The organism is Ramlibacter henchirensis (assembly GCF_004682015.1).
In the GTDB taxonomy this organism is placed as follows: Bacteria; Pseudomonadota; Gammaproteobacteria; order Burkholderiales; family Burkholderiaceae_C; genus Ramlibacter; species Ramlibacter henchirensis.
Genome location: NZ_SMLM01000001.1, coordinates 1,966,865 through 1,979,160 on the forward strand (window position 1 = coordinate 1,966,865; position 12,296 = coordinate 1,979,160).

The 12,296-nt window shown below is 68.9% G+C and carries 11 protein-coding genes; 9 read left to right on the forward strand and 2 right to left on the reverse strand.

The window, feature by feature from the left end:
- Positions 1-68: 68 nt before the first annotated feature.
- Both dprA and EZ313_RS09675 read right to left on the reverse strand, forming a co-directional pair.
- Entirely contained in the window at positions 69-1,193 is a 1,125-nt protein-coding gene (gene dprA, locus EZ313_RS09670; RefSeq protein WP_135262953.1) for a DNA-processing protein DprA, read from the reverse strand.
- 10 nt (positions 1,194-1,203) lie between these two features.
- Positions 1,204-2,427: a LysM peptidoglycan-binding domain-containing protein gene (locus EZ313_RS09675; RefSeq protein WP_135262954.1), complete on the reverse strand. Its 1,224-nt coding sequence runs from the start codon at positions 2,425-2,427 to the stop codon at positions 1,204-1,206.
- A 145-nt stretch (positions 2,428-2,572) separates the two neighbouring features.
- On the opposite strand from EZ313_RS09675, the gene def reads away from it, so the two are divergent.
- From def to fba, 9 genes are all read left to right on the forward strand, one after another.
- On the forward strand, positions 2,573-3,085 hold the full coding sequence (gene def, locus EZ313_RS09680) for a peptide deformylase (RefSeq protein WP_135262955.1): 513 nt from the start codon (positions 2,573-2,575) through the stop codon (positions 3,083-3,085).
- Between the two features lie 13 nt (positions 3,086-3,098).
- Positions 3,099-3,596 carry a hypothetical protein gene (locus EZ313_RS09685; RefSeq protein WP_135262956.1) on the forward strand — a complete coding sequence of 166 codons (498 nt, stop codon included), beginning with the start codon at positions 3,099-3,101 and terminating at the stop codon, positions 3,594-3,596.
- 10 nt (positions 3,597-3,606) lie between these two features.
- Complete coding sequence (fmt, locus tag EZ313_RS09690) at positions 3,607-4,575, forward strand: methionyl-tRNA formyltransferase (protein ID WP_135262957.1); 969 nt, start codon at positions 3,607-3,609, stop codon at positions 4,573-4,575.
- A complete protein-coding gene (locus EZ313_RS09695) occupies positions 4,575-5,315 on the forward strand; it encodes an AzlC family ABC transporter permease (RefSeq protein WP_135263632.1) in 741 nt (246 codons plus the stop codon). Before fmt ends, EZ313_RS09695 begins: the two co-directional genes overlap by 1 nt.
- Positions 5,312-5,638, forward strand: a complete 327-nt coding sequence (locus EZ313_RS09700; RefSeq protein ID WP_135262958.1) for an AzlD domain-containing protein — start codon at positions 5,312-5,314, stop codon at positions 5,636-5,638. The genes EZ313_RS09695 and EZ313_RS09700 overlap by 4 nt, the downstream gene beginning before the upstream one ends.
- Before the next feature lie 110 nt (positions 5,639-5,748).
- Positions 5,749-8,253 carry a DUF6351 family protein gene (locus tag EZ313_RS09705; protein ID WP_135262959.1) on the forward strand — a complete coding sequence of 835 codons (2,505 nt, stop codon included), beginning with the start codon at positions 5,749-5,751 and terminating at the stop codon, positions 8,251-8,253.
- A gap of 98 nt (positions 8,254-8,351) precedes the next feature.
- Positions 8,352-9,545 carry a phosphoglycerate kinase gene (locus EZ313_RS09710; protein WP_135262960.1) on the forward strand — a complete coding sequence of 398 codons (1,194 nt, stop codon included), beginning with the start codon at positions 8,352-8,354 and terminating at the stop codon, positions 9,543-9,545.
- Positions 9,546-9,625: 80 nt separating this feature from the next.
- On the forward strand, positions 9,626-11,059 hold the full coding sequence (gene pyk, locus EZ313_RS09715) for a pyruvate kinase (RefSeq protein WP_135262961.1): 1,434 nt from the start codon (positions 9,626-9,628) through the stop codon (positions 11,057-11,059).
- 116 nt (positions 11,060-11,175) lie between these two features.
- Entirely contained in the window at positions 11,176-12,240 is a 1,065-nt protein-coding gene (gene fba / locus EZ313_RS09720) for a class II fructose-bisphosphate aldolase (RefSeq protein ID WP_135262962.1), read from the forward strand.
- The last annotated feature ends 56 nt before the right edge of the window (positions 12,241-12,296 follow it).

Below are 12,296 nucleotides of genomic sequence, written 5' to 3' on the forward strand. Positions count from 1 at the left end.
AACGCGCGCGCGTTTGGAGCCGATCTTCAGCGCTGTGTTGCGCTGGCGCATCGACGCCCCAAGGGCGCTCAGCCCCGCTCCAGGCGCTGGAACAGGCCACCGGGCAGGCGCGCGACGTGGCCCTCGAGTTCGAGTTCCAGCAACTGCGCCTGAAGGTCCGCTGCGGATGTTCCGGTGCGAGCGACGAGCGCATCCAGCCCCACGGGATCGTGTCCCAGGGCTTGCAGCAGGAACGACTCGGCTGCAGGTCCCGTCGCTGGTGCCGGTGCTGCTGTAGCGACCCGCGCGGGCGCGGCCGAGGAGAGTTCTTCCAGCACGTGCTGCGCGGTCTCCACGAGCTTCGCGCCTTGGCGCAGCAGCTCATGGCAGCCGCGTGCCTGCGGCGAGTGGATCGAGCCCGGCACGGCGAACACTTCGCGGCCCTGCTCCGCGGCCATGCGTGCCGTGATCAGCGAGCCGGATCGAAGCGCTGCCTCGACCACGAGCGTGCCCTGCCCGAGCGCAGCGATGATGCGATTGCGCCGAGGGAAGTTCTCGGCCAGCGGCGGCATGCCCAGCGGGTACTCCGAGACGAGCAGGCCCTGCGCGGCGATGCGGTGGGCCAGTTCGCGGTGCTGGCTGGGATAGACACGGTCCAGGCCGGTGCCCACGACGGCGATGGTCGCCACCTGCCCCGGCCTGCCGCCTTCGAGCGCTCCTTGATGCGCGGCGGCGTCGATGCCGAGCGCCATGCCCGACACCACTGTCCAGCCGGCCTGCGCGAAGCTGCGCCCGAACTGCTGCGCGTTGTTTGCGCCCTGAGGCGTCGGGTTGCGGCTGCCGACGATGGAAATGCCTTTGGGCCACTCGGCCAGCGACATGCCGTGCACGTAGAGCATCAGCGGCGGATCCTCGGTCTGCAGCAGCTGCTGCGGATAGCCCGGGTCCGCCAACGTGAGCACCCGGCGCGAACCGTGCGCGCCGTCTTGCTGGAGCCAGGCCCAGGTGACCCCGACCAGCTGCGCCCAGCCTTCCGGTTCGGAGCGCAAGGCCTGCACCTGGGCAGCGCCGGCGACGGTGGCGAGCGCCTCGGGACCCTGATCGAAGATCTGCTGCGGCAGGCCGAATGCGGCGAGCAGCCGGCGCGCGGTGCCGCGGCCCACGCCCGGCGCCATCGCCAGGCGCAGCCACGCCGCCAGTTCTTCGCGCTCCATGGCGCGAGGATCAGCGCGGGCTGATCACGCGGTCGCCGACCTTCACGCCCTCGTTGGTCTCGAGGATCAGCGCGTAGGAGAGGCGCTCGAACGGGCGGAACACCATCATCAGCCCGTTGCGCTCGTTGGGCAGCTTGATCTGGGTGCGCTCGCCCGGTTGCGAGCGGTCGACCAGGCTCGTGCCGGCCTTTTCGATGGCGAGGATGTGGCCGGCCTGCAGTCCGTCCGCCGTCCCCTTGTTGATCACCACCACCTGGTTCTGCCCGGCCAGCGCCACGGCGTCGCCGTACATCGAGACCACCATCGCGCCTTCGACCGGGCCTTGCGGCGCGCGCGGCGTGTAGCTCACGAGTTGGCGGCCCGGTTCCGGCAGCAGACGGTCGCCCACTCGCATCTCGCTGCGCGCGGACACGACGTCCAGCGTGGCGGGCACCGCGGTCACACGGCCTTCGCCGCCCGAGGTGAGAACGCTCTCGGTACCCTCGCCGCGCACCAGCACGGCCTTGCCGAGGTACTGGGCTTCATAGCCGAGGACGGCCTTGGTGATCGGATGGCGCAGCGGGGTGGCGCTGCGGAACACGCGGAACTCCTCGCTCGGGCCCGTGGCCCGTGCGGCCAGCGCGCTCTCGCTGCCGCGGGCGTAGATGCGGTCGCCGCGGGTGATCAGCACCCGGTTGTCCGGCGCCGCGACGATGCGCGGGGCGCGCTCGAGCACGCCGCCCTCGAGGATCACCGGCTCGGCCAGGAAGGGCTCGATCAGGTGCGGCTGCAGTGTCGGCAGCGAAGTGTCGGCGAGCGACTGGATGCGCACGCGCGGCGACACGCGGATGGTTTCCGTCGGCACGTCGCCCTGGGCCTGCTGCACGCGCAGCCGTGCGCGATCGCCGGTCTTCTCCAGCACGAGCACCTGGCCGGGGTAGATGCGGTGGGGGTTGTTCACCTCGTGCATGTTCATGCCCCACAGCTCGGGCCAGCGCCACGGGCTCAGGAGGTACATGCGCGAGATGGCCCAGAGGGTGTCTCCCAGCTTGACCGTGTAGGTGTCGGGAGCGTTGGGTGCGATTTCGCTCAGCGGCACGCCGCTCTGGGCGACCTGGTCGGCGGTGGAGCGCTGGGCCGGCGTGACCGGCTGGGCCGTCGCGGGCAGCGCCGTCAGCACGGCGGCGGCCAGTACGGCCGCGGCGCACATTGCAAACGGTGGACGGCCGGACACGGCCTCGCGTTGCGCCATCATGAGCACTCCTCCTCGTTCGTAACGGAACTTGACAAACCACTGTCGATTCTGGAGTCAAGCCCTTGATCGGGCAACGTTTATGGTCGCGCCCGCGGGCCCGCCTCCGCAAAAGTTGCGAAAATAGCGACAGCCTTCCCGCTTCCCTATGGCCCTTCTGCCCATTCTTTGCTATCCCGATCCGCGCCTTCACACCGTCGCCAAGCCGGTGGAGGCGATCGACGCCCGCATCCGCCAGCTGGTGGCCGACATGCTCGAGACCATGTACGACGCCAACGGCATCGGCCTGGCGGCCAGCCAGGTCGACGTGCACGAGCGCGTGGTCGTCATCGACGTCTCGGAAGAGCGCAATCGCCCGCTGGTGCTGATCAACCCGGAGATCGTCTGGGCCAGCGAGGACAAGCAGATCAACGACGAGGGATGCCTGTCCGTGCCCGGCATCTACGACGGTGTCGAGCGCTCGTCGGCGGTCCGCGTGAAGGCGCTCGACGAGCACGGCGACCCGCGCACCATCGAGGCCGAGGGCCTGCTGGCCGTCTGCATCCAGCACGAGATGGACCACCTGATGGGCAAGGTGTTCGTGGAATACCTGTCGCCCCTCAAGCGCAACCGCATCAAGACCAAGATGCTCAAGGCCCGCCGCGAGACCGATCGCGTCTGAGGAGAGCGACACCATGCGCCGCCTGTTCCTGACCCTTTCGCTGGCGGCGCTGCTGGCCGCGTGCGCCACCAATCCTTTCAACGCCTGGAACGTGCAGCCCGGCGAGAGCCGCCAGGACGTCATCGGCCGACTCGGCCAGCCGACCCGCGTCGTGCCCATCCCGGGCGGCGAGCGCCTGCAGTATTCACTGCAGCCCCTGGGCCGCTATGCCTGGATGGTCGACCTGGACGGCACCGGACGTGTCGTGCGTTCGCGCCAGGTCCTTCACGCGGCCGAGTTCAACCGCATCGTGCCGGGCCAGTGGACCCGCGACGACATCGAACGTGAGTTCGGCCCGCCCGCCCGCGTCGACGGCGTGTCGAGCTGGAACGGCCCAATCATGACGTACCGCTGGCGCGACGTGGACCGCAGCGACATGTTCTACTGGGTCTACCTGGACCCGCGCGGCGTCGTCCAGCGCGCGCACCAGGGCATGGAATTCATCAACGCCCCGCCGGACCGGGCGTTCTGAGCCGCCACGGATGCGGCTCGTCTTCGCAGGTACGCCCGACTTCGCCCGAACCGCCCTCGAGCGGTTGCACGCAGCGGGTTTCGACATCGCCCTCGTCCTGACCCAGCCCGACCGTCCGGCCGGCCGCGGCCTGCAGTTGCAAGCCTCGCCCGTCAAGCAGTTCGCGCAGCAGCATGGCATCCCGGTGGCGCAGCCCCGCGGCCTGCGGCTGGACGGCAAGTTCGCGCAGGACGCATCGCTGGCCAAAGAGGCCTTGCAGACGGCGCGCGCCGACGTGATGGTGGTCGCGGCCTACGGGCTGATCCTGCCGCAGTGGGTGCTCGACTTGCCTCGCCTCGGCTGCCTGAACATCCATGCTTCGCTGCTGCCGCGTTGGCGGGGCGCCGCGCCGATCCATCGCGCGATCGAAGCCGGCGACAGCGAAAGCGGCGTGACCATCATGCAGATGGACGCGGGCCTCGACACCGGCGACATGCTGCTGGTCGAACGCGAGCCGATCACGCCCGAAGACACGACGGGCAGCCTGCACGATCGCTTGGCCGCTCTCGGCGGGCGTTTGATCGTGGAAGCCCTCGAACTCGCCGCCTGCGGTGGCCTGGTTCGCACGCCGCAACCCGGCGAAGGCGTCACGTACGCGCACAAGATCGACAAGGGCGAAGCGCAGGTCGACTGGTCGCAGCCGGCGGCCGTCATCGAGCGCCGCTTGCGCGCGTTCGATCCCTTCCCCGGCGCAACCAGCCGCGTCGGCACCGAAGCCCTGAAGCTCTGGCGCGGCAAGGTGATGGACGGCCGGCCGGCGCCGCACTCTCCCGGCACGGTGCTCGCGGCCGCTCCCGACGGCATCGACGTCGCCACCGGCGATGGCGTGCTGCGTCTGACGGAGCTGCAGCGCGCGGGCGGCAAGCGCTTGCGCGCGGCCGATTTCCTGCGCGGCGCGGCGATCACGCCCGGCCTGCGATTCGGAGTGACCGCGCCTTGATGTTCCTGGCCGCATTGGTGCGGCGTCACCCGGAGTTCCGCATCGGCATGCGCGCAATGGCGCCGCAGGCGCCCGGTGTCGCCGCCTGGGGCTTGATGACGGGCGTGGCCATGGCCAAATCCGGCCTGTCGCTGGCCGAATCCACGCTGATGGCGCTGCTGGTCTACGCCGGCAGCTCGCAGCTGGCCTCGCTGCCGCTGATCGTCGCCGGCGCGCCGGCGTGGGTGATCCTGGCCACGGGCTTCTGCGTCAACCTGCGCTTCGTGGTGTTCAGCCTGCACCTGCGGCCCTACCTCGTTCACTTGCCGCTCTGGCAGCGGCTCGCGCATGGCTACGTGACGGCCGACATGGCCTACGCCATCTTCACCCAGCGATTCCCGCAGCCCGCCGCCGACGACGAAGGCCGGCGCGCGCAGGAGTCGTTCCTCGCGGGCAGCTGCGCGGTCAACTGGTCCAGCTGGGTCGCCGCCAGCCTGCTGGGGATCGCGCTGGCCAATTTCATCCCCACGCACTGGGGTCTGGGCTTCGCCGGGATCCTGTGCCTCGTCGGCATCCTCTGTTCGCTGGCGACCACGCGACTGCGCGTCGTCTCGGCCATCGTGGCCAGCGTCGCCGCCGTTGCCGCCTACGCGCTCCCGCTCAAGCTGAACATCGTGCTGGCGATCGCCATCGCGGTGCTGCTGTGCATGACCATGGAACGACTGCCGTCGCGGCGCGAACGCGCGGAGGTGCTGGAGTGAGCGACGTCTGGACGCTCGCGGTGATCACCGGCCTCGCCGTGGTGACCGTGGTGACGCGCAGCTTCTTCTTCATCTCCAGCCGCGCCTGGGCACTGCCGCGCTGGGCCGAGCGCGGCCTGAAGTACGCGCCGATCGCGGCGCTGGCGGCGGTCGTCATCCCGGAGATCGTGACGACGCACGGGCAGCTCATCCAAAGCTGGGACGCGCGCGTGTTCGGCGCGCTCGCGGGTGCTGCGGTGTTCTTCTGGCGCCGCAGCGTGCTCGCCACCATCGTCGCGGGCATGGCGGTTTACTTGCCGCTTCGACTGGCGCTCGGCTGGTAGCAGACGTCTGCGCGACAGGCTCCTAGTGAAAACCACCGGGCCTGTTTGACACACAGTAACGAGACGGCTTTTTAAGCTGAGCCTCCTATCTCAACAGGGAGGCAGTCAGCATGAAAAGGGAAGCGCTCGGGCCCAATGGACGCTGGGCAGTGGCCATTGCCGCCGCAGTGGTGGCCGGTTGCGGGGGTGGTGCAGATTCAAACGGCGGTGGCCTTGCCACGGCCGTTCAGCTGCGCTCCGACAAGCTGGAGAAGGTGCTCGAGATCCGGACGGTCAACAACCGCGCCGATCTCATCAGCGACGGCGATGCGCTCGTCGAACTCATCCTGCCCGACCGCGCGGCGCTTGCCTCGCTCAAGGTGTCGCTCGGCGGCAAGGACGTCACGAGCGCCTTCGCACCGCGCGACGACGGCCGCGTGCTCGGCTTTCTCACCGGGCTGGCGAATGGCGCGAACCTCCTCGAGGCCCAAGTCGGCGGCGGCAAGAAGGCCCAGCTGGCGATCACCAACTCGCCGCGCAGCGGGCCGGTGCTGTCCGGCGAGCAGGTGAAGCCGTTCTATTGCGCGCAACCAACGCCGCAGCCGGTCAACGGCAACACGCCCGCCACGCCGGCCAGCGGCCTGTCGGGCACGCCCGACGCCAATTGCTCCATCGCCACCGAATACAAGCTGTACTACCGGACAAGCGCCCCTTGCTCGAACAGCGGCTCCACGGCCATGCCCGACCCGGTGTGGGCCCCGCAGAGCCACAACTCCACGTCGATTCCCGCGCAGCCCACGCAAGCCGCGACCGCCTGCTTCAAGCCCTACGACCCGTCCGCGCCCAAACCCGCCGACATGGCGAAGGCGACCACGGATGCAGGGGTGGAGGTCGACTACATCGTGCGCGTCGAGCGCGGCACGATGAACCGCGGCATCTACGACATCGCGGTGCTGTTCGATCCCGCCCAGCCCTGGAATGCCCTGGCGCCCCAGCGCGGATGGAACGGCAAGCTGTACTTCTCGTTCGGCGCCAGCACCGGCCAGCCCCGCCGCCAGGTACGTCCCGCCACCACATGGGTCTCGCTCGACGAGCAGATCCGGCGCGGTTACCTCGTGGCGATGAACAGCATGACCGACTCGGCCCGCAACTCGAATCGCGTGCTGATGGCGGAGACCACGATGATGATGAAGGAGCACGTGGCCGACAGCTACGGCCCGATCCGCTACACGGTGGCGCGGGGCTGCTCGGGCGGCTCGATCAACTCCAACATGAACGCGTCGATCATGCCGGGCCTGCTCGATGGCGTGATCACGGATTGCACCTATCCCGATTCGGAAACCACGTCGATGGAGGTGGGCGACTGCGTGCTGCTGGTGGAGGCCTACCAGAACGCCAGGATGCTCAACGCGTGGACGACCCTGGGACTGAACCAGGAGCAGGTCAACGCGCGCAAGGCGGCGATCAACGGCCACGTCGACCAGACGGCGTGCCATGCCTGGTTCAACCTGTTCGGCAGCAACGGCAAGGCGGGCCTGTACTTCCAGCGCGTTGTCGGTGCGACAGCCGCCACGGCTGCCGACCACATCACCGGCGTGATCCGCCAGTCGCCCACGCCGACGAACAACTGCGAGCTGCCGAACACGGCCGTCTATGACCCGGCCAACCCCGCCACCGCCAACCTGCCGCGCTGCAACGCATGGAGCTGGGCCGAGAACATCTGGGGCAAGGTCCCCGGCACGAACCAGGCGCGCGACACGCGCGACAACGTCGGGGTGCAGTACGGCCTGAAGGCGCTGCGCGACGGCGTGATCAGCGCGGAAGAGTTCGTCACGCTCAACGAGGTGATCGGCGGCATCGACCGCGATTCCACTGCGCGCGCGCAGCGCAGCACGGCGGACCCTGAAGCGCTCGAGATCGCCTACCGCTCGGGGATCGTGATGAGCGGCGCGCAGCTTGCGAAGACGGCCATCATCGACCTGCGCGGCTGGGACGAGTCGCTCCTGCCCGCCAATACGCCGCCCGGCTTCTTCGGCGCGACCGGCATCCACCACATCTGGTACAGCTTCGCCATCCGCGATCGGCTGGCCGCGGAGTCGGCATCGCGCGACGCGGGCAACCAGGCGATGTGGCGCTTCTCGCGGCCGACTTTCCCGGCGCCGAGCGCGCTCGGGATCGAAGCCCTGAACGTGATGGACCAGTGGCTCACGACGCTCGTGACCGATACCAGCGCCGCCACCCTGGAGCAGAAGGTGCGCGATGCCCGTCCGGCGGCGGCCGCCGACCTCTGCTACCTGAGCACCGACCCGACGCAGTCGGTCAAGGTCAAGGACCAGGCCCAGTGCGATGCCGATCCGTACCTGAAGCCCAGCCTCTCGCCGCGGCAGGTGGCCGGCGGTCCGCGCGCGGAAAACATCCTGAAGTGCCAGCTCAAGCCGCTGTCCGCATCGGACTACGGCAGCGCCGTGTTCACGCCTGCGCAGTGGGCGCGCCTTGCGGCCGTGTTCCCCGGCGGCGTGTGCGACTGGAGCAAGCCCGGCGTGGGGCAGCAGGTCGCGGTGACCCCGCTGACGTTCAAGGCCGGTCCGGGCGGCGCACCGCTGGGCGCAGCACCGGTCTCGGAGCCTTCGAAGTGATTCGCTAGCACGCAAGCACCAGAAGGGCCCCCAGCGGGCCCTTCGCTTTTTACAATCCGCCGCTTCGCCCTGTCGGCGTCTTCCTCAACAGCAACAGCATGAACGTCCTGCGCTTTTCCGATCTGTGTGCCCGCGGCCAGGTGGCCGGCCAACGCGTCTTCATCCGCGCCGACCTCAACGTCCCGCAAGACGACCAGGGTCGCATCACCGAGGACACGCGCGTGCGCGCCTCCGTGCCCTGCATCCGCCTGGCGCTGGATGCCGGCGCGGCCGTGATGGTCACGTCGCACCTGGGGCGGCCGACCGAAGGCGAGTTCAAGCCGGAGGATTCGCTTGCGCCGGTCGCCGAGCGCCTGTCGCAGCTGCTCGGCCGGCCGGTGCCGCTGAAGTCGAACTGGATCGACGGTGTCGACGTGAAGCCGGGCGAGGTCGTCCTGCTGGAGAACTGCCGCGTCAACAAGGGCGAGAAGAAGAATGACCCGGCGCTGGCGAAGAAGATGGCGGCCCTGTGCGACGTGTTCGTGCACGACGCGTTCGGCACCGCGCACCGCGCCGAAGCATCGACCTACGGCATCGCGCAGCATGCGAAGGTGGCCTGCGCCGGGCCGCTGCTGGCCGCCGAGATCGACGCCATCACCAAGGCGCTGGCGCAGCCGAAGCGTCCGCTGGCCGCGATCGTCGCGGGGTCGAAGGTGTCGACCAAGCTGACCATCCTGCAGTCGCTGGCCAGGAACGTCGACCAGCTGATCGTGGGCGGCGGCATCGCCAACACCTTCATGCTCGCGGCGGGTCTTCCGATCGGCAAGTCGCTGGCGGAGCACGATCTTGTCGGCGAGGCCCGAGCGGTGATGGAAGCGATGAAGGCGCGCGGCGCCGAAGTGCCGATCCCCACGGACGTGGTCTGCGCCAAGTCGTTCGCGGCCGACGCGCCGGCCACCGTGAAGGGTGCGAGGGACGTCGAGGCCGACGACCTGATCCTCGACATCGGCCCGCAGACGGCGCAGCGCCTCGCGGCCCAGCTCAAGGCCGCCGGCACCATCGTGTGGAACGGGCCGGTGGGCGTGTTCGAGTTCGACGCCTTCGCCAAGGGCACGGAGACCATCGCCCGCGCCATCGCGCAGTCGCCTGCATTCAGCATCGCGGGTGGCGGCGACACGCTGGCCGCCATCGCCAAGTACGGCATCGAGAAGGATGTCGGCTACATCTCCACCGGCGGCGGCGCCTTCCTTGAGGTGCTGGAGGGCAAGACGCTGCCCGCGTTCGAGATCCTGGCCAGGCGCGCCGCCGGCTGATGCCCAACCCCGGCCCGGCACCCGGGCCGCGGCGGCGTGTGAGAATGCCGCCCTCCGCCAATCGCCCGCAGGAAAGTCCCATGGCCCGTCGCGCCACCAAGATCGTCGCCACCCTCGGCCCCGCGTCCAGCGACCCCAAGCTGCTCGAACAGATGATTCGCGCCGGCGTCAACGTCGTGCGCCTGAACTTCAGCCACGGCAAGTCGCAGGACCACATCGACCGCGCCACCCTGGTTCGCGAGGCCGCGCAGCGCGCCGGACGCGAGGTGGCCATCATGGCCGACCTGCAGGGCCCGAAGATCCGAGTGGGCAAGTTCGCGGAAGGCAAGGTGCTCCTCGAACCGGGCATGAAGTTCGTGCTCGATGCTTCGCGGACCGAGCTGGGCAACCTCGAAGGCGTGGGCCTGGACTACAAGGAGCTGCCGCGCGACGTGCGCGCCGGCGACACGCTGCTGCTCAACGACGGCCTGATCGTGATGACGGTCGACAAGGTCAAGGGCGAGCAGGTCCACACCACCGTCAAGCTCGGCGGCGAGCTGTCCAACAACAAGGGCATCAACAAGCAGGGCGGGGGCCTGTCGGCGCCGGCGCTGACGGCCAAGGACATGGAGGACATCCGCACGGCGATGAGCTTCCAGGCCGACTACGTCGCGGTGAGCTTCCCCAAGACCGCCACCGACATGGAGATGGCGCGCCAGCTGTGCAACGTGGCCGCGGCCGACTACCGGCACAAGCCGTTCCTGATCGCGAAGATCGAACGCGCGGAGGCAATCCCCAACCTCGAATCCATCCTCAAGGCCAGCGACGGCATCATGGTCGCGCGCGGCGATCTGGCGGTGGAAGTGGGCAACGCCGCAGTGCCGGCGCTGCAGAAACGCATGATCCGGCTGGCCCGCAACTGCGACAAGGTGGTGATCACCGCCACGCAGATGATGGAATCGATGATCACGAATCCGGTGCCCACGCGCGCCGAGGTGAGCGACGTGGCCAACGCGGTGCTGGACGGCACCGACGCGGTGATGCTGAGTGCCGAGACCGCGGCCGGCAAGTACCCGCTGGAGACCGTGATCGAGATGGCCAACATCTGCGCCGAAGCCGAGATGGCGGAGGACGTGCAGCTGGATGCCGACTTCACCGGCATGAGCTTCGCGCGCATCGACCAGTCCATCGCCATGGGCGCGCTGTTCACCGCGCACCACCTGGGCTGCAAGGCGATCGTGGCGCTCACCGATTCCGGCTCGACGGCGCTCTGGATGAGCCGGCACCGCATCCACGTGCCGATCTACGCGCTCACGCCCAAGGTCGCGACGCAGCGCAAGATGGCGCTGTACCGCAACGTGCGGCCGCTGCTGATGGACCAGAGCGCCGAGCGCGACACGGCGCTCGGCGATGCCGAGGCCCATCTCAAGAAGCGCGGCATCGTCTCGTCCGGCGACATCTATGCCATCACCTGCGGCGAACCGATGGGCGCGCCCGGCGGCACCAACATGCTCAAGATCTGCCGGGTAGCCTGAACGGGCCAGCCCCAGCGCGACCGTGCGCCGCCCCGGCGCATACCCCAGTCGCTAGAATTTTCAGCAGTTGACCGCGCTCGCGCGCGGCGCCGGTTTACCAACTACAGGACTGCACGATGCCCCTCGTTTCCATGCGCGAACTGCTGGACCATGCCGCCGAGAACGGCTATGGCATCCCGGCGTTCAACGTCAACAACCTCGAGCAGGTCCAGGCCGTGATGGAGGCCGCCAGGGAGACGGCGGCCCCGGTGATCCTGCAGGCCAGCGCCGGCGCCCGCAAATACGCGGGCGAGCCGTTCGTGAAGCACCTGATCCAGGCCGCGCTCGAGGCGTATCCCGAGATCCCGCTCGTGATGCACCAGGACCATGGCCAGAGCCCGGACGTGTGCGCCGGCGCCATCAAGCTGGGGTTCTCCTCGGTGATGATGGACGGCTCGCTCGAGGCCGACGGCAAGACCATCGCCAGCTACGACTACAACGTGGACGTCACCCGCAAGGTGGTCGACATGGCCCACAAGCTGGGCGTCACCGTGGAAGGCGAACTCGGCTGCCTGGGCTCGCTGGAAACCATGAAGGGCGACAAGGAGGACGGCCACGGCACCGAGGCGACGATGACGCGCGAGCAGCTGCTCACCGATCCGGAGCAGGCCGCCGACTTCGTCAAGAAGACCCAGCTGGACGCGCTGGCCATCGCCATCGGCACCAGCCACGGCGCGTACAAGTTCACCCGCAAGCCCACCGGCGACATCCTGGCCATCGACCGGATCAAGGAGATCCATCGCCGCATCCCGAATACGCACCTGGTGATGCACGGCTCCTCGTCGGTGCCGCAGGACCTGCTGGAAATCATCCGGCAGTACGGCGGCAAGATGAAGGAGACGTACGGCGTGCCGGTCGAGGAGATCCAGGAAGCGATCAAGCACGGCGTGCGCAAGATCAACATCGACACCGACATCCGCCTGGCGATGACCGGCGCCGTGCGCAAGTTCATGGCCGAGAACCCGGACAAGTTCGACATGCGCGAGTGGATGAAGCCCGCGCGCGAGGCCGCCCGGCAGATCTGCAAGCAGCGCTACCTCCAGTTCGGCTGCGAAGGGCAGGCGAAGAAGATCAAGGGCCACCCGCTGCAGGTGGTGGCGCAGAAGTACGAGAAGGGCGAGCTGGCGCAGACGGTGAACTGACCCGCCTGCCCCGCTTGCGATAATCAGTGGCCCGCCTCGTCGCGGGCCGTTTTCTT

Excerpts from the sequence above, each read along its gene's own strand:
- EZ313_RS09675 (WP_135262954.1), bottom strand. The coding sequence starts at position 2,427 with ATGATGGCGCAACGCGAGGCCGTGTCCGGCCGTCCACCGTTTGCAATG.
- EZ313_RS09705 (WP_135262959.1), top strand. The coding sequence starts at position 5,749 with ATGAAAAGGGAAGCGCTCGGGCCCAATGGACGCTGGGCAGTGGCCATT.
- fba (WP_135262962.1), top strand. The coding sequence starts at position 11,176 with ATGCCCCTCGTTTCCATGCGCGAACTGCTGGACCATGCCGCCGAGAAC.
- fmt (WP_135262957.1), top strand. The coding sequence starts at position 3,607 with ATGCGGCTCGTCTTCGCAGGTACGCCCGACTTCGCCCGAACCGCCCTC.
- pyk (WP_135262961.1), top strand. The coding sequence starts at position 9,626 with ATGGCCCGTCGCGCCACCAAGATCGTCGCCACCCTCGGCCCCGCGTCC.
- def (WP_135262955.1), top strand. The coding sequence starts at position 2,573 with ATGGCCCTTCTGCCCATTCTTTGCTATCCCGATCCGCGCCTTCACACC.
- dprA (WP_135262953.1), bottom strand. The coding sequence starts at position 1,193 with ATGGAGCGCGAAGAACTGGCGGCGTGGCTGCGCCTGGCGATGGCGCCG.
- EZ313_RS09685 (WP_135262956.1), top strand. The coding sequence starts at position 3,099 with ATGCGCCGCCTGTTCCTGACCCTTTCGCTGGCGGCGCTGCTGGCCGCG.
- EZ313_RS09710 (WP_135262960.1), top strand. The coding sequence starts at position 8,352 with ATGAACGTCCTGCGCTTTTCCGATCTGTGTGCCCGCGGCCAGGTGGCC.
- EZ313_RS09695 (WP_135263632.1), top strand. The coding sequence starts at position 4,575 with ATGTTCCTGGCCGCATTGGTGCGGCGTCACCCGGAGTTCCGCATCGGC.